Raw genomic sequence first — 20,452 nt, 5'->3', positions numbered from 1 at the left:
CTCAGCGGGCGAGGTAGTCGTTCGAATAGAGCGTCCCGGCAGGGACGGTGCCCTTGATCAACCCCGAGCGGGTCGCGAAGTCGATGGCCGCCTGCCACCGTTCCGGCGAATTCTTCAGGTCGGCTGCCGCGCCGGACTCCCCGAACCACTCGCGATACTGGGCGTTCAGCTGCACGATCAACCCGGCACGATCGCGAGCGACCTCCGGGTAGTCGCGCTCGAACAGGGCGAGCGTGCGCGTCCAGGTACCGTCGCGGCCGTCGGTGCGGAGGAATTCCATCGCGGCGGCCAGCCCGGCCAGCAGCGCCGACACCTTGGCCGGCGCGGACTTCGTCAGCTCCGTGCAGACCACCCACACCGCGCCGGGTACCCGCACCGTCTGGTCGAGGTCGACGATCGTCGCTGGGGTCTTCTCCGCACGCAGGACGCTGGCGACCTCCAAATTGGACACATACGCGGCAATCTGCCCGCGGCGCACCATGTCCAGGGTCGCCGGGCTGTTCGGCGCGACGACCTGAGTGACCGACTTCGGGTCCACTCCGCCCGCTGCGAGGAAGAGGTTGAGCGTCTGGCTCGTCGTGCCGCCGACCGAGAGCACCCCGACCGATTTGCCCGTCAGCTGCTGCGGGGACGTGATTGCCGCGTCGGCGCTGCTGACCAGGTAGTACGGCAGCACTTGCTTTTTGGACGCAACGCTCAGCAGCGGCGCACCCTCGTTCGCGACCGCGGATAGCAGATCGGAGCCGCCCACCGTGGTCAGGTCGGCCTGTCCGGTCGCGACCTGCTGCAACGCCTGCGCGGAGCCGTTACCCGGATTGAGCCGGACGGAAATCCCTTGTTTCGCAAACAATCCTTCGGACACCGCCACCATTTCCGGCGCCATTGCCGCACTCAGTGCAAATGGCGTGGTGATCGTGGCCCCTTGTTCGCCTTCGCTCGGCGCGCATCCGGCGAGCAGCACCGCAAGCACCGGAAGGGACAGCCGCCGGACGGCCGATGAGGTCAGCATGGCAACTCCTGGTGGGTTCAGGCCGACTGGATGGCGAGCTGCTGTGATTCGTGCCAGGGAATGGCGAACCGTTTCACCGACACGATCGCCAGGTGCAGCAGAAAGCCGAGAATCGTGAGCAACACCATGACCCCGAACAGTTCCTGGATCCGCAATGCGTTCATCGCGGCAATCGCCAGGTAACCGAGCCCTTGGTTGCCCGCCAGGAACTCCCCGACGATGGCCCCGATGATCGCGAGCACCATCCCCACTTCCATCCCGGTGAGCACGTACGGCAGGGCATGCGGGAATTCGAGCCGCCGGAACCGCGCGACCTTGCTCATCTGCAGCACGGTCGCCACGTCCCGCAGGCCTTCCGGCACCGCCTTCACGCCGAGCACGGTATTGCTGAAGATCGGGAAGAACGCCAGCAGCGCGGCAATCACGATCTTGGAGGTGAGCCCGAAACCGAACCACACGATGAACAGCGGCACGAATGGCGTCTTCGGGGTCACCTGAATGGCCACGACAAAGGGGGTGATAATTCGTTCCAGCGATGGGATTTTCGCGAGCAGCGTGCCGATCCCGACCCCGGTCACAATGGCGATGAGGAATCCGATGACGATCTCGTACCCGGTCACGTAAGCGTGATGATACGTCCCCGGGGTGCGCAAGAGGCTGAGCACGGCGTCGAATACCGCGGCCGGAGAAGGCAATACGAAACGGGAAACGTCGAAGGCGCTCACATACAGCTGCCACAGAGCGAGAAAAGCCAGTAGCAGCAACGGTGTGCTGATCCAGACGCTCAGCAGTTTCTTCATCCGCCCACTCCCAGCCGACCCCGGATCTCCTTGGCCATCTCCTGAAACCGCTGCTGCCCCTGCACGTCGAGCGACCTCGGCCGCGGGAAGTCCACTTCGGACGTCCACACCACCCGGCCAGGTCGCGGGCTCAGCAGCACCACCCGGTCGGCCAGGAACAGCGCCTCCGAAATCGAGTGCGTGACCAGTACCACCGTCGACCCGGTCTCGCTCCAGATCCGTTGCAGCTCAAGGTTCATCGCATCACGGGTGAACGCGTCGAGCGCCCCGAACGGCTCGTCCATCAGCAGCACGTCCGGCCCACCGGCAAGCGCCCGCGCGATGGCCGCCCGCTGCCGCATGCCGCCGGAAAGTTCGCCGGGGCGTTTCTCCTGGAACCCGTCGAGACCGACCAGCGTGGCCAGCGCGTCGATCCGTTGCGGCCGCGCTTGTTTCGGCACACCTTGCAGTTCCAGCGGCAGGCCGATGTTCGCCCCGACGCTCAGCCACGGGAACAGGTTCGGCTCCTGGAACACCATCCCGAGATGCGCTCCGGCGGCGGTGCTGCGCTTGCCGCGCTGCCACATCGGCTCCCCCATGATCGACACGCTGCCCGCCGACGGTACGACCAGCCCGGCGATCATCCGCAGCAACGTCGTCTTCCCGCAGCCGGACGGGCCGAGCAGCACGACGAACTCGCCCCGCCGGATCGCCAGGCCGGTCTCCTCGAGCGCGGGGGTTTCCCGGCTCCCGCGCCGGTAGGTCTTCGCGATCCCGGACAGCGCGATCACCGGCGGCGCGGCCACCTCGACCCGGGTCACGGCGTCCCGCTCCGGGCCATCACCGAGATCAGCTCGTAGACCAGGTGGCTCGCCGCGATTCCGGTCAGCTCGGCGTGGTCGTACGCGGGCGCGACCTCGACCACGTCGGCGCCGACCACCGTGCGCCCGTCCAGCGCGCGTACCACCTCCAGCAGCTCACGGCTGGTCAGCCCGCCGGCCTCCGGGGTGCCGGTGCCGGGGGCGTGCGCCGGATCGAGGACGTCGACGTCGATCGACACGTACACCGGCCGGTCGCCGATCCGGGCGAGGACCCGCTCGATGAGGGAGTCGAGCGATTCCCGCGCGAACTGCCTGCTCGTGAGGATCCGGAAGCCGAGGTTTCCGTCGTCCACCAGGTCCTCCGGGCAGCTGATCGGGCCCCGGATCCCGACGTGCATGCTCGCGTCGTGGTCGATCAGGCCCTCCTCGGACGCGCGCCGGAACGGCGAACCGTGCCAGTACGTCGCGCCGAAGTACGTGTCCCAGGTGTCGAGGTGGGCGTCGAAATGCAGTACCGCCACCGGTCCGTGGTCGGCATGCACCGCGCGCAGCAACGGCAGTGCGACGGTGTGGTCGCCGCCGAGCGTGACGAGCCGCGAACCGTTGCGGCGTAAGGAAATTGCCTGCTCCTGGATCTGCTGGACCGCGAGCGGGATGTCGAAGGGGCCGATCGGCAGGTCGCCCGCGTCGGCCACCTGCACGGCGGCGAAGGGCGACACGTCCGCCGCCGGGTTGTACGCGCGGAGCAGCCGGGACGCGGACCGGATGTGCCCCGGCCCGAACCGCGCGCCGGGGCGGTGGCCGACCCCGCTGTCGAACGGGACCCCGACGATCGTGATGTCGGCGCCGGGCACCTGGTCCAGCCGCGGGACCCGGGCGAACGTGGTCGGGGCGGCGAAGGTGGGCATTCCGTCGTCCGGAGCCACGATGTGCCGTGCGTCGTCCATGCTTCTCCCTCAGTCGGCGGCCGCGAGCCGGCTCTTGCTCGCCTCGACGGCCGCGTGTTCGTCTTCGCGGCGGAAACCGCGGGCCATCACCAGGTAAGCACCTCCGGCGACGGCCAGCCCGACGGCGAACGCGATGTCGACGCCGTCCAGCAGTTTCGCGGCGGGGCCGACGTAGAACCCGAGCGAGATGAACGGCACCATCGCCGCCAGCCCGAGCCCGTACGCGACCAGGCCGCGCGCGTTCCAGCTGCCGTAGATCCCGGACGGGTCGTACAGTGCGGTGATCGCGTAATGCCCGCGCCGCACCCAGTAGTAGTCCGCTAGGTTGACAGCCGTCCATGGCACCAGCAGGTACAGCACGATCTGGAGGAATGCGTTCATCGTGCCGAGGTACGCGGCCGGGGTGGCCAGCGCACCCAGGTACGAAACGACTCCCGCGCCCACGACGCCGATCACACGCACCCGGACCGTGGGCTCAATCGGGCGGAACGCCGCCACGCTGCTCACCACGGACAGCATGGCGCCGTAGAGGTTGATGCCCAGCAAGGCAATCGAGATCGGCACCAGGGTGATGACGACCGCGAGGGTGCCGAATCCGGGGAACAGCAGGTCGCCGACGTCGCGCAGGTTCGGCAGCGCGTCGGCCACCGGCACTGACGACGCGATGAACGAGCCCAGCGGGGTCAGCCACAGCGGCGCGCCGACCGCACCGAGGAACGTCCAGCCGATCAACGCCCGCGACGGCGTGCTCTCGGGCAGATAACGGGAATAGTCCGAGACGTACACGGCATAGCCGAGCTGGTAGGCCGCTGAGGCCGCGAATTGCGCCATGAATGCGGTCACCGGCGAGATTTCCGTCGGCGTCGGGGGCATCGGATGCAGGTGGACCAGCGCGAGGACGGTGAGCACCGCGAAGAACGGCACTGCGACGTAGGGCAGCCAGCGGAGGACGGCGTGCAGCAGATCGTGCCCCACGATGGCCAGCACGACCCCGAGCACCAGCACCACCAGACCCCACAGCGGCGCCGGGCCGGGCAGCACCATGCCGATTGCCTGCGGGGTGAGCACCAGGCCCAGCACGCCGAGGCCGAGGTACTGGAAAAGCGCCGCCGCCATCGGCACTGTCGCACCCCGGACACCGAACTGGGCGCGGGACTGGATCATTTGCGGGAGCCCCATCGTGGGACCCTGATTGGCGTGGAAGGCCATGAAGAACGTGCCGAACACCGCGCCGAGTACGGCGGCCACAATGGACAGTCCGAGGGAAAGTCCCATTGCCGGGCCGATGAACCCGATGATCATGGTGGTCGCCACGAACTGGCCGGTGAACCAGAACGGCGCTTGGTGCCATGCTTTTCCGGACCGTTCGGAAAGCGGGACGTAATCGAACGAGCGGACTTCGATGCGCGATGGCTTGGTCATGATTTCTCCACCTCCCCGATCCGGGACGGGCTTTCTCCGGTTTCGCCGGTTTCGCTGCCGAGCCGGGGAACCGGCCGCCGGAACCCTTTCGTGACGAATGCCAGGCAGCCGATTCCGAGCACCAGCCAGGAACCGCCCACCAGGTAGGCCTGGACGTGCAGATTGGCGAACAGGTACAGATCCACGGCGGCCCCCGCAATCGGCAGCACGCTCAGCAGGACGCGGGTTCCGGTGGCGAGGTCCGGACGGCCAGGGCGCCACAGCCACGCGAGAAACGCGAGGTTCACCATCGCGAAAGCCAGGAAGGCGCCGAAATTAATCAGCGCGGTCGAGCTTTCCAGGGTGAGGAACAATCCGATCAGGCCGACCGCGGCAATGATCAGAATGTTGATCCACGGTACGCGAAACGCCCGGCTGAGCCGTCCGAACGTTTCGCGCGGCAGCACCCCGTCGCGGCCCATCACGAACATCAGCCTGCTCGACGTCGCCTGGATGGCGAGCCCGGAACCGAAACTGGCGACCACGAAAACCAGGTTGGTGATGTTCGCGTAGGTATTCCCACCGGCCACCGCGAGCAAGGTGTACCCCGCGGTGTCGGCGTTGTCGAATTGGCCACCGGGATGCAGCAACTGCATGAGCAGCGAGACGGTGATGAAGATGATACCGCCGATGACCACCGTCAGCATGATGCCGAGCGGAATGTTCCGACGGGCGTTTCGCGTTTCCTCGCTCAGCGTGCTGATCGCGTCGAATCCGAGGAAGGAATACGCGGCGACCGCGGCGGCGGCGCCGATCGTTCCCCATGAGGCCTGGTCATTCCACAATGGACCCGGCGCTCCCGGCTCGGCGGAATGGCCGCCGAGGAAAATGCCGATCACCACTACGGTTCCGGCCGTGGCGAGGATCGAGGCGACGGTGAGCCAGGTGTTGACCCGGTCGGCCAGCACGATGCCCAGCAGGTTGATCGCGGTGGTGGCGGCCCCGTTGAGCAAGAGCCACACCCACACCGGAATGCCGGGGAATTGCGCGTTGAGGTAAATGGCTTGCAGGAGCCAGACGACCATCGGGAGGAACAGGTAGTCGAGGAGGATCACCCAGCCGGTGAAAAAGCCGAATACCCGGCCGAGAGTTTCGTTGACGTAGGTGTAAGACGAGCCTGCGGTGGGGAAATTCCGGGCCAGGACCGCGTATGCCACGGCAGTCGGAAGAATGGCGACAGTGGCCACGGCGTAAGCCATCGGGGCCGCGCCGCCGCTGAGTTGGGATACCACGCCGAAAGTCGTATTGACCACGGCGGGGGCCATGTAGGAGACGCCGAAGAAAACGACGCCGAGCAAGCCGAGGCGGCGCAGGAGCGTCCGTTCGGCGGTCATGCGGCGGCCCTCGGCGCGCCGGTGGAGCGGTGCTGCGCCGTTGCAGCACCGGAGGTTCGACCCATGGGAAGTCCTTCGGCCGGAGTTCAGTCGTGGTGGCAGTGCTCTTCGGACGCGCTGGGCGGGAGGTCGAGTGCGGGGTTGCCGTCGAAGAAGCCGCTCGGCTTGAGCATGAAACCGACGGTGCTCACCGGCATCACCGGCCAGTCCTCGGGGCGCACGATGTGGTGTGCGCCGAGGGTGTGCCAGACGACGAGGTCGGTGCCGTCGAGCGGCCGGTCCCCGGCGGTGTACGCGGGCAGCCCGTCGCCGCCGGGACTCTGCGCGGGATAGTCCCCGGCCGCGTAGCGTTGCGCCGGATCGTAAGCGGTGACCCACAATTGATGGTCGGCGAAGGCACCCCGGCCGGCGAAGAGCGCGCTCCGGGAATGCATCGGCGGCACGGTGGGTCCGGGCATGAGGGCATACGCGGTGGGCTGGCCGAGCGCGGAATTCTCCGTGGTGCTTTCGATCCGCCAATACCGCGCCCGAGCCGGATCAGCGTCGCGTTGCGCGGAATTCTCGCTGCCCAGCACGGTTTTGACGACGTCCCACGCGTTTCCGTGCGGATTCTCCGGCCCGGGCGGGCTCGGCGCCGAGTCCACTTCGACCACGCGGTTGTGCCGGCCGTCCACCGCCATGTCGAGACGCACGCTGAAGAAATGCTGATGGTGCGGGGCGTACAGCTGCGGGGCGACCAGCGTGCCGTGCGCGGGGGTCTCGCCGGGGGCCAAGGCGCCGGTGGAGACGATCCCGGTCATCTTGACCTCGTACTCGATGGTGGCGTCGTTGTAGAAGTACCAGAAATAGCCGTATTCGTAATTGCCGACGGTGACGAACGTGGACACCACCAACCGCCGCCGCCTGCGCACCTCGACGCCTTCGTGGTGATCGGTGTGCTTCCACGCGATGCCGACGTCTTCCTCGTGCATGCACACGGCGTTCGGAATGGTCACCGCGCCGCCGTCGGGATCGTTGACCACGCCGTCGAAATAGCGGATGTGGCCGACGCAATCGCAACCGTAGGTGAGCGAATTGGCCAGCACACCGACGCCGTACTCGCCTTCGTCGAACACGTTCTTGAACCGGTGGTTCGGCGCCGGACTGCCGTAGGGCACCCACATTTCCGACAGCGACGCGCGGTAGAGCACCGGCCGCACCCGGCCGCGGTCGTCGTAGCCGATGTCGTGCAGGACAAGGCCTTCGCGCGGGGTGAACCCGATCCGCAACCGCCAGCGCTGCCAGGTGACCGCGTGGCCTTCGACGGTGAAACTGGGTCCGTCGGGCTGGGTGATTTCGATCGGCTTGACGTCCGCGCGATAGCCGGAATACGCCGGAACATTGTCCGGCGCGAATTGCCACGGTGCCCCGTAATTGCCCGGGTTCGGCGGCAGTGGGACCACTCCGTGGTCGAGAATGTCAAGGACCTCGAAAGTGTCGAGATCCACCTCGGCGACGAGCCCTTCCACCGGACGGGCGTAGCCGTTTTCCCCTGGGGCAGCACGCATCCAGGTGAGCGGACGGGCAAGCCGGCGCGCCGCGGCGTCGTCGTCCGGGCCGGTCCAGCTGGGTGCCCAAGTGTCGATGAGAGCGAGCGAGAAATCGGTGACGCCGCGTTTGCGCATGGCTTCCTGCCACCGCGAATCGGCCCGTACCGCCTCCGCGCAACGGGTGAATTCCTCGTGGAAGAACGCAGGCTGCACCCCCGGCACTGCGCTCAGGGAAGCGATTTTCTCATCGTCCAGAGAAACGACGGCCTCGTAGGTCATCCGCTCGTCGCGAACGTACGCGACGATCTCGGCTTCACGCGGCAGCGCCGGTTGCCCCGGCGCCCAGCCGAGCACGTCGGCCTTCGGCGGCTCGTGGAGCGCGATGAAGACGAACCGCAAGCTCGGGCCGAGACCGCCGTGTTCGCGCAGAACCCGGCCCGCGGCCGCGATCTCCTCGGCGGTCAGCGGTTCCAGTGGATGCGTAGCCGCGGTCCGCGGCGACACTGCCGTCATCGATGCCTCCTCGAACGGATGCCTGCTCCGGCGACTTCCGGGAACCAGTGGGCCGAAGAGCCGGTGCCCGGGATGGGGAGCACTGTACGACCGAATTGCGACCGAATCAAGGCTGACCTGCGTCGGACCACCGCGCCGCCATCGCCGCAAACCCGGCGTACAGCCGCTGAGCCGGGCTCCCGGGCAGGTCACCGCCCGATGGCCGCACCCCGACGGCGTCCTGCAGCACGGCCTGCCAAGCGGCCCCTTCGGGATCGTCGACGCCCTCCCCCTGCAGCTGCCGCAACAGCCGCCGAGCCCGCGCGCGGTCCGGCCGGTCGGCCATGATCCAGTCACGACAGGCGCGACGGGCTTCGTGCCGAGTGGTCACCGCGTACAGGCGGGTCAGGGCGGCAACCGGGTCGGGGTCCAGCTCGACCCGGAGGTCTACTTCGCCGGTGACCTGTCGGACGGACCGGCCTTCGCGCAGGTCACCGGTGTCCAGTCCAGCGGGTCCGTCCCCTCGCGGGTCGCCGGTGCCCAGCCTGGCGGACCGGTCCCCGCGCAAGTCACCGGTGTCCAGTCCAGCGGACCGACCCCCGCGCAAGTCACCATTGCCCAGCCCAGCCGACCTACCCCCTCGCAAGTCACCGGTGCCCAGTCCAGCGGATCCGTCCCCACGCGGGTCGCCGGTGCCCAGCCCAGCCGACCGACCCCCACGCGGGTCGCCGGTGCCCAGCCCGGCGGACCGACCCCCTCCCAGGTCGCTGGTAACCAGCCCAGCCGATCGGTCCCCGCGCAGGTCACCCCCCGCGGCGTGTCCGGCCTGGACCGCGGCAAGCAAGCGCACCGCCAAATCCCCGTGGGTACGGCGGAATGCGTCGGCGATCGCCGGGAGGACGCCATCGTCGTGCAGCATGTTGCCCGCCACCGCGAACCCGCCCGCGGCATCCACGAACCCGGCCGCGACCGGGACGCACCACTCGCCGGTCCACGCCAGCAACCGCCCCTCCGAGGTCACCCCGACGACCTGGCGAAACGGCTGAACACCTGGTCCGGCCATCCCCCGCGCGAAGCGTTCCGCCGTCCGCTCCCCCAGCGTCCGGTCACTGAACGCCTGCGCGGCGACCAGCGCGGTCACCGGCCCGGCGCGGCGCACCGCCAGCACCTTCGCGGTCACGTTCGCCGAATGCGACACCGTCGCGAGCCCGGCCTGGCCTTCCACCGGGTCCCAGCCGGCAATCGTGTAAGTCATCGGTACCGTCCTCGTTGACCCGAGCCCTAATTCGGCTATATTTAGGACATTAGCCGGGCAACCCTCGGAAGGTGGCATGAAGGCCGCGGACTTCGACTACGAACGGCCGCGTTCCCTCGCGCACGCGCTGAGTGCGCTGGCGGAGCCGGACGTCGAGAGCAGGCCGCTGGCGGGCGGGCAGAGCCTGGTCCCGCTGATGGCGCTGCGGCTGAGCCGTCCCGGGTTGCTCGTCGACCTCAACCGCATCCCCGGGCTCGACGGCATCCGGGTCGACGGCACGACCCTGCACATCGGCGCGATGACGCGGCAGCGGGACGTCGAGCTGAGCCCGGTGGTGCAGGCGCACGCCCCGCTGCTGAGCCGGGCCGCCGCGCACATCGGGCACGTCACGATCCGCAACCGCGGCACCATCGGCGGCAGCCTCGCGCACGCCGATTCCGCCGCGGAAATCCCGGCGGCGGCCGTCGCGCTCGGGGCGGAGGTGGTGCTGACCTCCGAGCGGGGCGAGCGCGTGCTGCCGGTGACGGAATTCCTGGTCGGCCACTACACGACGGCAATCGAGCCCGGTGAACTGCTCACCGAGGTCCGCATCGACGTCGGGAATCCGGACCAGCACTGGGCATTCGTCGAATTCACCCAGCGAAGCGGCGATTTCGCACTCGCCGGAGCGGCGGTCCGCCTCATCCTCGACGGCAACCGGGTGACGCAGGCAGTGATCGTCCCACTGGCTGCCGGTGGCGTACCCGCGCGGGTACTCGCCGCCGAACAGCTCCTGGAAGGGGAAATCCTTACGCCCCAACGCATCGAGCAAGCCGCAGCCGCCATGGACCACCGCGAACTGACGGCGGTCATGACCCGCCGCGCACTCCTCGAAGCCGGGCGGTGAGGACCGTGGAACCGTCGAAGAAAATCCTGGTGACCGCCGAGATCAACGGCCGGGAGCAAACCTTCGAATGCACGACCCGCGACACGCTCGCCGACGCACTGCGCCGCTCGTGCGGCCTGACCGGCATCCGGCTCGGCTGCGAACACGGCGTCTGCGGCGCGTGCACCATCGACTTCGACGGCCGGACCGCCCGGTCATGCCTGATGTTCGCCCCACAGGCCGACGGCGCGCGGATCCGCACCGTGGAAGGCCTCACCGACCGCACCGGCCACGCACCGTCCGAAAAGGACCACCTGCACCCGCTGCAACGCGCCTTCGCCGAGAATTTCGCCCTGCAATGCGGGTTCTGCACCCCAGGATTCCTGATGGTCGCACTGGAACTGGTCGCCGCCAACCCCCAGCCGACCCGGGCCGAAATCCGCGAGGCAATCTCCGGCAACATCTGCCGCTGCACCGGGTACGAAACCATCGTCGACGCCATCGAGCACTACACCCGCGACTAATCCGCCCCCTCCGCAAGACGGCTCACCTTCACCCGATACAACGTCCGCGGCCGCCCCGCGCCCGGCGCGCCCTCCTTGCCCAGCCGCTCCGCCAGACCGGCCACCACCAGCTGCCCCAGCATCCGCCGTGCCGACCGTTCGCGGATGCCGTACTCGGTGGCCAGCTGCGCCGCGCTCACCGCCTCCGGGTCGACCCGGCGGAAGATCTCCAGCAGCCGGTTCACCACCGTCGGTCCGAGGCCCGTGATACCGCTGTCCCCCGACCGCAGCGAATGCGCCCGCTGTTTGCCCGCCCGGCCGAGCACGACGACGGTCCCATCGCTGTAGGTCACGCAGTTGCTCACCGACCGGACCGCCATCGTGAGCGCACGCCGGGCGCATTCGCTCGAGTCCCGCACGCTGAGCCCGACCCCGAAGCCGACCACCACCGACGTCCCGTCCAGCACGTCGAATCCGGTCGGCTCGCCGGCCCGATGGGCAGCGACGGCCGCCTCCAGGTCACCGCGGCTGAGCTGCACGGTCGGCTGTCCCGGGTCCCAGCTCAGTTCGCCGACCGCGCCGCCGAGCGCGTCGGCCAGCAGCCGGGCGGCTTCGCGCGCGGCCTCGGGCGTGCCGTCCTCGATCGGCGCCGTGCAGCCGACGCACAGCTGCTGGGCCTGCGACCGGCGCGTCAACGAGGTCAGGTCGGCGCGTTGCAGTGCCTCCCGATACGTGGCCACGGTGTGGTCGGCACGCAGATTCGGCACGCCTCGCTCGGACAGCGCCTCGTGCACCGAACGCAAACCCGTGACGCACATGTCCACCTCGCCCGCTTCGAGCAGCCGGAGGTGGAAATCGAGGACGTTCGCGTTGACGTCCCCCCAGTCCCCGCCGATGTCGTCGATCGGAAGGACGTGCTTCGGCGCGCCGAGCTTGAGGTCGTCGAAGACCTCGCGGACCAGGTCGCGGTCGAACATGTCGATCGAAATCCGCTGCGGTTTCGGATGCGGGAGCGGGCCGCGGAAGTACTCGATCAGCGTGCGGTAGAGATCGTTGCTGCTCTCGGCGACGTACAGCAGCGCGGCCCGGTACTCGTAACCCGACGCCCGCAGCGCGAGGTGGTGCGGGATCCGGCCGGGGAAGAGGATGACCTCGCAGAACTGGTCGAGCTCACGGGCGGGTTCCACGACCTCGGGCGTGAGCCGGTAGGCGCGGGCGACGAACCGGTCGCCGAGCCCGATCGACTCCGCGGCCCGCTGCGCACGTTCGACCGTGTCGGACGTTCCGACGAATCCGATCACGTCAGTGTGCTCCCGTACCAGTCGCGGACCCGTTCCGGCGTCGCGGGCAACGTGGTGACGCGCACGCGAGCAGGCCCCAGCGCGTTGTCGATCGACGCGGCCACGGCCGCCAGTCCGCAGATCGTACCTGCCTCGCCGACCCCCTTGACGCCGGTGAGCACGAACGCGGCGGGTGATTCGAGGTGGTCGAGGACGAAATCGGGCACCTCGGCCGCGGTCGGCACGCGGTAATCGAGGAAGGTGGTGGTCTGCGGCTGGCCGTCCGGGGCGTAGACGAGCTCCTGCAGCAGCGCGCCGCCCAGCGCCATCGCGCACGCGCCGCGGATCTGGCCCTTCACGATGCCCGGGTTGATCACCACCCCGCAATCATCGACCATCACGAACCCGGTCACCCGCACGTGCCCGGTCTCCGTGTCGACCTCGGTGCGCACCGCGACGCTGCCGTAGCTGAACGAGCGCGCCGGCGGGTCGTACACCGCGCGGCCGATGAGGGTCGGCTGCGCGTCGGGTGGCATCCGGTCGATCCGCCGGTACGCGGCATGCGCGACCTCGGCCACCGGCACCATGCGCTCGGGTTCGGCGATGACACGGACGATGCCATCTTCTATCGTCAGTTCCTCCGAGGCGGCCGTGAGCTGGTGCGCGGCGATGGCCAGCACTTGGTCGCGTACCTGCTGTGCCGCCTGGTGAACGGCGACCGAGCCGAGTGTGGCGGCGCGGCTGCCCCCGGTGCCGTAGCCGCTGTACGGGCACGAATCGGTGTCGCCGTACCGCACCTGCACGTCGGAATACGGCACCCCCAGAGTCTCCGCGCAAACCTGCGCCAACGTCGTCCGGACGCCCTGGCCCATGTCGCTCTGCCCGGTGAAGACGGTGACCCGGCCGGTCGAGTCCATCCGCACGATTTCCTCGTCGAAACCGGCCTGGTTCATCTTCAGCGCGGTCGCGATGGAGCGGCTCACGCCCATTCCGGTGGGCTCGACGTAGGTCGCGTACCCGATCCCGACCCGCTGCGCGCCGTGGTGTTCGGTGGTCCAGCCGTGCTCCTGTACCAGCTCGATACAGCGGCGCAGCCCGGCCGCGAAATCGCCGCTGTCGAACACCCAGCCGAGGCCGTTGGAGTACGGAAGCTGTTCGGCGGGAACGAGATTGGCGAACCGGATCGCGTTGGGATCGATGCCGAGCTCGGCGGCGAGGACGTCGATCATCCGCTCCATCGCGAAGTTCGCCTTCGGCTGACCCCAGCCGCGGAACGAGCCGTACGGGGCGCGGTTGGTCATCACGCCGGTCGCGGTGATCTCGACGGCGGGAATCCGGTACGGACCGGGCATCGCCACCGTCGTGATCCACACCGGACCCATGCCGACGCTGCTGACCTCGCCACCGAGCACGCCGACGACCTGCGCCCGCAGCCCGAGCAGCGTGCCGTCGCGGCGGGCGGCCAGCTCGACGTCGATCCGCTGCTCGCGCGCGTGCGAGGTGGCGACGAAGCTCTCGTTGCGGTCCTCGATGTACTTGACCGGACGGCCGGTGAGCTTCGACAGCACCGCGCACACGACGTCGTCGCCGTAATAGTTGGATTTGCTGCCGAACCCGCCGCCGACCGACGGCACCTGCACGCGCACCGCACCGATCGGGATGCCGAGCACCTCCGACAGCGTCTCCCGGACCCGGTGCGGCGACTGCGTGCTGACCCAGAAGTCGAGCCGTCCGGCACCGACCGCGCCGGGCTCGTCGAGGTCGTGCCAGGTCGCCACCATGCCCCGGGTTTCCAGCGGGCACGCGAAATCCCGGCCGATCTTGAACTGTTCGGTGACGATGACCTCGGCTGTCGCGAAGGCGTCGTCGATGTCGCCGAAACTGTTGGTGCTGGAGGCGAGCACGTTGTCCGGCCAGTGGTCGAAGAGCCGTGGGGCGTCCGGGGCGAGGGCTTCGTCGATGTCGAGTACGACGGGCAGTTCGGCGTAGGTCACCTCGACGAGCTCGGCGCCGTCCTCGGCGAGCGCGCGGCTGTCGGCGACCACAGCGGCGACGACCTGGCCGACGTACCGGACTTTGTCGGTGGCCATGGCGTAACTGCCGGTGTCGCGCTGGTTCTCGATATTGCGCCAGCCGACCGGTTGCGGACGCGTGTGGGCGCGCAGTTCGGCACCGGTGAGCACGGCGTGTACACCTGGAACGGCTCGCGCGGCTGTGGTGTCGATGCTCTCGATCCGAGCGTGCGGGACGGGACTGCGGACCATCGCGACGTGCAGCGTACCGAGCGGTTCGATGTCGTCGATGAAGTGCGCCCGGCCGGTGAGCAGGGCGGCATCTTCCTTGCGCAGCACGGATTTACCGAGCACATTGCGGCTTTTTGGTTCGGGTGCGGCCAGCCGGGGCCAGTCCACCGGGCCGGGGCCGGGGCGAGGCGGCGGTGGGTCCCGTGGCGGGTCCGGCGGGGGTGCGCTGTGCGGGTCAGCCATCGATCAACTCCTGGATCAGAGGTACCACCTCGGTGGCCGCCAGGTCCAGAGTCTCCGCCGCCGCGTCGAGGGGCAGGCCGCGGGGGCTGATGCGGAGCTGGAGGTGCGTCACCCCGGCCTCGACGTACCGGAGCATCGCGCGGGCGACCGTTTCCGGCGTCCCGACCAGGGCGAGGTCGTCTCGTGGGGCGCCGGGTTGCCAGGTACCGGCGGCTGCGTAGGCTGCCAGCAGTGGGTCCACATAGGACTGTCCTAAGTGGTGCGCGCGGGACTCCGACCGGGCGATCACGGTGAGCCGGTTGGCCGACACCGCACCCGTTCCGCCGGCGGCCCGGTAGCGTTCGGCCTGCTTGCGGATCAAGCCGAGCTCGTACCCGGTCGAGGCGGTGTACGCGTCGCCGATCCGCGCTGCCCGCTCCGCCGCTTTGGGGATCGCGCCGCCGATCCATACCGGCGGACCTGCCGGTTGAACTGGCAACGGCTCGGTCCATCGGCTGCGCAAATTCTCCACCGTACGCTCGAACTCCGCGCCGATCCGGCCGTCGGCGCTGCGGGCCGCCCACATCCGCCGCGGGCCGAGACCGAGGCCGAGCACCAGCCGTCCGTCGGTCAGCTGGTCGGCGAGTGCGACGTCGTGCGCGAGGCGGTGGTTTTCCCATGCAGGCACCAGAAGCGCGCCCGTGCCGAGCCGCGCGACGGTAGTGAACGGGGCCAGCGCGACGAGGGCCATCAGCGCGTTGGGGCTATGGAAACCCATCGGGTCGCCGCGCCGGTACACATAGCTTTCCCCGGCCCAGATGCTGTCGTATCCCAGCGGCCCCGCCCTTTCGAGCAACGGACGGAGGGCGCGCAGCCGGTCCGCGTACGTCTCCCCGGCCGGCGGTGCGAGGTCGAGGGCGAGGCCGAGCGTCGGGACTTTCACGTGACCAGACCGTCGCGGACCAGCGGAATCACCCGATCCGCGAAGGCCCGCATCGTGGGTGCGATGTCCCGGTCCAGCGCATGCGGAAGGATCACGAACCGCCGTACCCCCGTCGCGGCCAGCTCGAGCACCCGTTTCGCGACGGTCTCGGGCGGACCGGTCCAGCTCACGGCGTCGAGGACAGCGTCGGGGATGGCCGCCGAAGCCGCCAGCATCCTTGGGTAATCCTTCGCGGCGGCGAACGCTTCGAGCTCCGGCGGCATCTGCCCGCGCGCCTCGCCGAGAAACTCCCAGCGCGGGTAGTAGCCGACCAGCAGCTGCGTGATCAGCGGACGGACGGCGTCGCGGGCGCGCGCCGGATCGTCGTCGACGCAACAGTCGATCCGAGCGACGACGTCCCGGTCGATCCGCCACTCCCGGCCCGCTTCCACCGCTCCGGCCCGCACCCGCCCGGCCGCCTCCTCGAACCGGCCGGGCAACGCGAGGCTGGCAATCATCGCCTGGTCGGCGACCGCCCCGGCGAGCCGCAACATCCTCGGACTCTGGGACGCCAGCACAATCGGCACCGCCCGCGACCCCTTGACCGCCAGGCGAGCCCCTTCGGCCGCGAACACGTCGGCCTGGGCGGAAACCGTTTCCCCCCGCAGGAATGCCCGAGTGACTTCGAGCGCGGCGGCGACTGTCTGCAGTGGACGGACCCGGCGCAACCCCATCTCCGGCAACCCCGACCCACCCGCGCCGAGCCCGAGCAAGGCCCGCCCGCCGGACAGCTCGTCCAAGGTCGCGACGGCGGCGGCGGTAACCAGCGGATGCACGGTGTAGGGGTCGGCCACGAAGGTCCCGAGCTCGATCGTGGCGGTGACCGCCGCTGCAGCGCCGAGGGTGACGAGCATGTCGCGGTGGAAGCGTTCGTTCGAGACCCATAGTTGGTGGTAGCCGAGCGCTTCGGCCTCTGGAGCGAGACGGACGGCGGTGGAGGCTTCGATGTAACGCCCGAACCCGAACCCGAAGACGGGGTCCTTTGGGATCTGCGGAGTGCGCGGTGTCTGCGGCGTTTTCCCTGCGGGGTCCGGCATAGTCGCGGCGAGTCCCGACGCCCCCGCAGCCGGTCCCACCGTCGACGCAACCCGGTCCGGCATCTTCCCGGCCGAGCCCGGCGTTTTCGCGGCCGAATCTGGCGTCTTCCCAGCCGAGTCCGGCGCCCTCCCGGCCGAATCCGGCATCCTCCCGGCCGAATCCGGTATCTTTCCGGCCGAGTCCGGCGTTTTCGCGGCCGAATCTGGCGTCTTCCCAGCCGAGTCCGGCGTCTTCCCGGCCGAGTCCCGCGTCCTCCCGGCCGAGTCCCGCGCCCTCCCGGCCGAATCCCGCGCCCTCGCAACCGCCCCCGGCACCCTCGCCACCAGATCCGACGTCTTCGCAGTCACCCGCACCGCCCTCCCCGACGTCACTGCCGATCCGTCGCCACCCGCGGACCACTGCGCCGCGGCGAGAAATGCGCGTGGACCACTCGCCACTCCGACCCGGCCCCCGACGACCCCGCCCCGGCGCCCGTCTTCGTGAGCACCACGGTGCCGCGAACTCGCGGAGTCGCCGCAACGGTCGTCGAGTTGGTGTCGACGTCGTGGGCCTCCCACTCCCGCCGGACACCCTCGTCACTCACCACCGCGAGCCCGTCCCGGATCAGCACGCGGACCCGGCTCAGCTGGGCCTCCACCGTGGTGACGAAGCGCGGTCCGTAGTACCGCCAGACCTCCTTCCACTCCTCCACCCCGTGGTAGTTGTGGCCGTTCGAGTTGAAGTAGACGTCGTCCGGGTCGCTGCCCCAGATCGTCTCGAGCAGCGGGATGTCGAAGGTGTTGTTGGCCGTCCAGAACGTGCGGAACGCGGCGAGCACCGCCCGCTGCTCCGCCGGGGTGCCGCCGTCGAACGTGACGTCCTCGGTGACGGCGTGGGGATCCATCGCGGTTGACATACGACCGAAATATACCCGATATTCGGCAGCGGACAACCCTCGAACACGGCAGCCGACGGGTTCAGCGGGTAATACGGCCTCTTTGCGGACCTTGAGGAGGGACCGATGACCGAGCCGATACCGGGCGTCGTCGTGCACCGGGACGAAGCCGGAATTCCGCACGTCACGGCCACGACGGAGCACGGCGCCTGGTTCGGCCTCGGCTGGGCCGCGGGCACCGACCGGCTCTGGCAGCTCGACGCCGACCGCCGCCGCGCGACCGGCCGCACCGCCGAGCACGCAGGCCGGTCCGCCTTGCCCGCGGACCGCCTCGCCCGCCGCCTCCGCCTTGACTCCCTCGCCCGCCGGGACGCCGCCCACCTCAGCCCCGCAGCCCGCGACCGGTTCCAGGCCTACGCAGACGGCGTCAACGCCGCGGCGGCCGGGGTCAATGCCGCAACCACCGGGGTCAACACCGCGCCCACCGGTCCCAACACCACAGCCGCCCGCGCCAACACCACAACCACCGGAGCCAACGCCACAGCCGCCGGGGTCAACACCGCAACCGCCGGTCCCAACACCGCGCCCACCGGTCCCAACACCGCAACCGCCGGAGCCAACGCCACAGCCGCCGGGGTCAACACCGCAACCACCGGTCCCAACACCGCGCCCACCGGTCCCAACACCGCAACCGCCGGAGCCAACACCGGAACCACCGGTCCCGACACCACCGCCGCCGGAGCCAACGCCACAGCCGCCGGTCCCAACACCGCGGCGGCCGGTCCGCTTCCGCCCGAGTTCGAGCAGGCCGGTATCGGGTTCGAGCCGTGGGAACCGTGGCACAGCCTGGCGGTCTTCGCGGTCCGGCACGTGCTGATGGGTGCCTGGCAGCACAAGCTGGCGGCGGGCGTGATCGCCGCCCGGTTCGGGGTCGCCGCGCTGCAGGACCTCGTCCCGGGAGCCGCCGCGGACATGCCGGTCACGGTGCCCGCCGGGGCGCAGATCGGGCCGGACGATCCGCGCAGCCGCCTCGTCACGGACGCCGCGGACGAACTCGCCGCCGCGGCAACCCACCTCGGCTTTCTCACGAGCGTGGTCGGCGGTTCGAACGCGTGGGCCGTCGCGGGCAGCCGCACCACCACCGGGTACCCCGTGCTCTGCAACGACGCCCACCGCGCCCCGGAAATGCCGAACCCCTATTGGCAGGCGCGGCTCAGCTGTCCGGAATTCTCCGTCCGGGGCGCGACTTTCCCCGGTTTTCCCGGGTTCCCGCATTTCGGTCACAACGGTTCCGTCGGCTGGGCGATCACGAACAGCGGTGCCGACGCCCAGGACCTGCTGATCGAAGAATTCGAAACCCGGGACGGCGTGGTCCACGTCCGCAACCCGGACGGCTGGGGCGTTGCGGAGGAATCTCTTTCGACCATCCAGGTCGCCGGCGGCGAGTCCGTGGTGGAACCCTGCTGGCGCACCCCTCGCGGCATGGTGGTACACGGAAATCCGCGGACCGGACCCGCATTGTCGCTGCGGTGGACGCTTTTCGAGCACGCGCGGGACGACATGGACGTACCCCGGCAGATGATCGCCGCCCGTTCCGTGCGGGAATTGCTCGACGTCCAGGCCCCGTGGACCGACCCGGTCAACAACCTGCTGGCCGCCGACACCGCAGGCCACGTCGGCTACCTCCTGCGCGGCGCCCTCCCCCGCCGGATTTCCCTTGCCGGGACAGTGCTTCCGGTGCCAGCTTGGGATCCGCGCACCGCTTGGGCAGGCCGGGTCCCGTTCGTGGAAATGCCCCGGGAAGAAGATCCGGAAGGTGGTATCCTGGTCAATACCAACAATATCGTGTCCGCCGCACCGGCGCCGGTCGTCGCGCATCCGGTCGTCGACTGGTATCGCGCTGAGCGGGTACACCAGTTGCTCGCCGCGCGGTCCCGGCACACCGTGGCCGAACTGGCCGGGTACCAGAACGACGTCCGGTCCCTGGCCGCCGCCGACTGGGCTGCGGTTTTATCCACGCGTGGCCCGTATCAGGGCTCCGCAGAACAAGCCCGCCGCACCATCGTCGCGCTGGACGGTCACCTGGACGCCCACGGCCCCGCCGTCGTGTACGCCGCTTTCCGCCACGCGCTGGCCCGCCAGGTCCTGCAAGACCGGCACGGCGCCGACCTGGCCGCGTTCCTCCTGACCGGCCCCCTGCCCGTCACCGCGGTGCTGGCCAACCGCTGGTTTGCCCGCCTGACCTGGTCCGAGCGCGCCGACCTCCCCGACGCCACCCTGACCGCCGCACTGGCCGCGGCTTGGGACAGTTCCGTCCCCGCCCCCTGGGGCACCCACCACGCCCTGACCGCCGACAAACGGTACCCAATAGGCGGCGACAACGAGACGATCGCCATCGCCACCCACCCATGGGACGGCTACTCGGTGACGAACTGCGCGGTGTACCGCCAGGTCCTCGACCTCGCCGACCTCCCCTCGTCCCGCTGGATCCTCCCGGAGGGAAAACAACTTCCCTTGTGGGCCAACGGTCAGCTGCTGCCCATGTAGCCGCGGATACCTCGCCGACCACTGCCGGACGGCGAACCCAGCTACACCACGCCAACCACTGCCCGCGCGGTGAGACCCGACTGCACCACGCCAATCACCGCCGCACCACAGTCACCCCGCCATCCCACAAAACCCGCGCCGCACCCCGCGGACCACTGCCGTACGCCAACACCCCCGCCGCCGTCCGCATCGCGGGATCCCTCCCAGTGCTATTGCACTGTGCCATGGCACTGGCTATGGTCGGCATGGTTCGGCGAAGCACGCCCACCCG

At 69.5% G+C, this 20,452-nt stretch carries 16 protein-coding genes; 3 read left to right on the top strand and 13 right to left on the bottom strand.

Features of this window, described 5'->3' with window-relative positions; genetic code table 11:
- Window position 1: 1 nt before the first annotated feature.
- From OO71_RS08170 to OO71_RS47180, 8 genes are all read right to left on the bottom strand, one after another.
- A complete protein-coding gene (locus OO71_RS08170; RefSeq protein WP_033289001.1) occupies window positions 2-1,009 on the bottom strand; it encodes an ABC transporter substrate-binding protein in 1,008 nt (335 codons plus the stop codon).
- A 17-nt stretch (window positions 1,010-1,026) separates the two neighbouring features.
- Window positions 1,027-1,809 carry an ABC transporter permease gene (locus tag OO71_RS08165; RefSeq protein ID WP_033289000.1) on the bottom strand — a complete coding sequence of 261 codons (783 nt, stop codon included), beginning with the start codon at window positions 1,807-1,809 and terminating at the stop codon, window positions 1,027-1,029.
- Complete coding sequence (locus OO71_RS08160) at window positions 1,806-2,609, bottom strand: ABC transporter ATP-binding protein (protein WP_033288999.1); 804 nt, start codon at window positions 2,607-2,609, stop codon at window positions 1,806-1,808. Before OO71_RS08160 ends, OO71_RS08165 begins: the two co-directional genes overlap by 4 nt.
- A complete protein-coding gene (gene speB, locus OO71_RS08155; RefSeq protein WP_033288998.1) occupies window positions 2,606-3,556 on the bottom strand; it encodes an agmatinase in 951 nt (316 codons plus the stop codon). The genes OO71_RS08160 and speB overlap by 4 nt, the downstream gene beginning before the upstream one ends.
- A gap of 9 nt (window positions 3,557-3,565) precedes the next feature.
- Window positions 3,566-4,978, bottom strand: a complete 1,413-nt coding sequence (locus OO71_RS08150) for a purine-cytosine permease family protein (protein ID WP_033288997.1) — start codon at window positions 4,976-4,978, stop codon at window positions 3,566-3,568.
- A complete protein-coding gene (locus OO71_RS08145; RefSeq protein ID WP_051791274.1) occupies window positions 4,975-6,351 on the bottom strand; it encodes an APC family permease in 1,377 nt (458 codons plus the stop codon). The genes OO71_RS08150 and OO71_RS08145 overlap by 4 nt, the downstream gene beginning before the upstream one ends.
- Window positions 6,352-6,437: 86 nt before the next feature.
- Window positions 6,438-8,393: a primary-amine oxidase gene (locus OO71_RS08140; RefSeq protein WP_033288996.1), complete on the bottom strand. Its 1,956-nt coding sequence runs from the start codon at window positions 8,391-8,393 to the stop codon at window positions 6,438-6,440.
- A 106-nt stretch (window positions 8,394-8,499) separates the two neighbouring features.
- On the bottom strand, window positions 8,500-9,627 hold the full coding sequence (locus tag OO71_RS47180) for a DUF1028 domain-containing protein (protein ID WP_051791272.1): 1,128 nt from the start codon (window positions 9,625-9,627) through the stop codon (window positions 8,500-8,502).
- A gap of 76 nt (window positions 9,628-9,703) precedes the next feature.
- Here OO71_RS47180 and OO71_RS08130 point away from each other — a divergent pair, with 76 nt between their 5' ends.
- Window positions 9,704-10,513 carry an FAD binding domain-containing protein gene (locus OO71_RS08130; protein WP_051791270.1) on the top strand — a complete coding sequence of 270 codons (810 nt, stop codon included), beginning with the start codon at window positions 9,704-9,706 and terminating at the stop codon, window positions 10,511-10,513.
- Window positions 10,514-10,518: 5 nt separating this feature from the next.
- Window positions 10,519-11,016 carry a (2Fe-2S)-binding protein gene (locus OO71_RS08125; RefSeq protein WP_156096222.1) on the top strand — a complete coding sequence of 166 codons (498 nt, stop codon included), beginning with the start codon at window positions 10,519-10,521 and terminating at the stop codon, window positions 11,014-11,016.
- Here OO71_RS08125 and OO71_RS08120 read toward each other — a convergent pair.
- The 5 genes from OO71_RS08120 to OO71_RS08100 all read right to left on the bottom strand — a co-directional run bounded on the left by OO71_RS08120 (window position 11,013) and on the right by OO71_RS08100 (window position 17,655).
- Window positions 11,013-12,296: a helix-turn-helix domain-containing protein gene (locus OO71_RS08120; protein WP_033288994.1), complete on the bottom strand. Its 1,284-nt coding sequence runs from the start codon at window positions 12,294-12,296 to the stop codon at window positions 11,013-11,015. The two genes, OO71_RS08125 and OO71_RS08120, sit on opposite strands and share 4 nt — an antisense overlap.
- Window positions 12,293-14,761 carry a xanthine dehydrogenase family protein molybdopterin-binding subunit gene (locus OO71_RS08115; RefSeq protein ID WP_084144787.1) on the bottom strand — a complete coding sequence of 823 codons (2,469 nt, stop codon included), beginning with the start codon at window positions 14,759-14,761 and terminating at the stop codon, window positions 12,293-12,295. Before OO71_RS08115 ends, OO71_RS08120 begins: the two co-directional genes overlap by 4 nt.
- Window positions 14,754-15,683 (bottom strand): LLM class flavin-dependent oxidoreductase, encoded by a 930-nt coding sequence (locus OO71_RS49955; RefSeq protein WP_033288993.1) that lies wholly within the window; start codon window positions 15,681-15,683, stop codon window positions 14,754-14,756. The genes OO71_RS08115 and OO71_RS49955 overlap by 8 nt, the downstream gene beginning before the upstream one ends.
- Window positions 15,680-16,759 carry an LLM class flavin-dependent oxidoreductase gene (locus OO71_RS08105; RefSeq protein WP_033288992.1) on the bottom strand — a complete coding sequence of 360 codons (1,080 nt, stop codon included), beginning with the start codon at window positions 16,757-16,759 and terminating at the stop codon, window positions 15,680-15,682. The genes OO71_RS49955 and OO71_RS08105 overlap by 4 nt, the downstream gene beginning before the upstream one ends.
- A gap of 368 nt (window positions 16,760-17,127) precedes the next feature.
- Window positions 17,128-17,655, bottom strand: coding sequence for a nuclear transport factor 2 family protein (locus tag OO71_RS08100; RefSeq protein ID WP_162186047.1), 528 nt, complete (start codon window positions 17,653-17,655; stop codon window positions 17,128-17,130).
- 105 nt (window positions 17,656-17,760) lie between these two features.
- Between OO71_RS08100 and OO71_RS46225 the strand changes: the two genes are divergently transcribed.
- A complete protein-coding gene (locus OO71_RS46225; RefSeq protein WP_034263026.1) occupies window positions 17,761-20,181 on the top strand; it encodes a penicillin acylase family protein in 2,421 nt (806 codons plus the stop codon).
- The last annotated feature ends 271 nt before the right edge of the window (window positions 20,182-20,452 follow it).

This window comes from Amycolatopsis jejuensis, assembly GCF_000717335.1.
Classification (GTDB): Bacteria; Actinomycetota; Actinomycetes; order Mycobacteriales; family Pseudonocardiaceae; genus Amycolatopsis; species Amycolatopsis jejuensis.
Note: the sequence above shows the minus strand (reverse complement) of the source record. Positions and strands in the feature narration are given on the sequence as shown.

Bases quoted from the DNA above. Each gene is read 5' to 3' on its own strand.
- OO71_RS08170 (WP_033289001.1), bottom strand. From the start codon at position 1,009: ATGCTGACCTCATCGGCCGTCCGGCGGCTGTCCCTTCCGGTGCTTGCG.
- OO71_RS08165 (WP_033289000.1), bottom strand. From the start codon at position 1,809: ATGAAGAAACTGCTGAGCGTCTGGATCAGCACACCGTTGCTGCTACTG.
- speB (WP_033288998.1), bottom strand. From the start codon at position 3,556: ATGGACGACGCACGGCACATCGTGGCTCCGGACGACGGAATGCCCACC.
- OO71_RS08150 (WP_033288997.1), bottom strand. From the start codon at position 4,978: ATGACCAAGCCATCGCGCATCGAAGTCCGCTCGTTCGATTACGTCCCG.
- OO71_RS08145 (WP_051791274.1), bottom strand. From the start codon at position 6,351: ATGACCGCCGAACGGACGCTCCTGCGCCGCCTCGGCTTGCTCGGCGTC.
- OO71_RS08140 (WP_033288996.1), bottom strand. From the start codon at position 8,393: ATGACGGCAGTGTCGCCGCGGACCGCGGCTACGCATCCACTGGAACCG.
- OO71_RS47180 (WP_051791272.1), bottom strand. From the start codon at position 9,627: ATGACTTACACGATTGCCGGCTGGGACCCGGTGGAAGGCCAGGCCGGG.
- OO71_RS08130 (WP_051791270.1), top strand. From the start codon at position 9,704: ATGAAGGCCGCGGACTTCGACTACGAACGGCCGCGTTCCCTCGCGCAC.
- OO71_RS08115 (WP_084144787.1), bottom strand. From the start codon at position 14,761: ATGGCTGACCCGCACAGCGCACCCCCGCCGGACCCGCCACGGGACCCA.
- OO71_RS08105 (WP_033288992.1), bottom strand. From the start codon at position 16,759: ATGCCGGACCCCGCAGGGAAAACGCCGCAGACACCGCGCACTCCGCAG.
- OO71_RS08100 (WP_162186047.1), bottom strand. From the start codon at position 17,655: ATGTCAACCGCGATGGATCCCCACGCCGTCACCGAGGACGTCACGTTC.
- OO71_RS46225 (WP_034263026.1), top strand. From the start codon at position 17,761: ATGACCGAGCCGATACCGGGCGTCGTCGTGCACCGGGACGAAGCCGGA.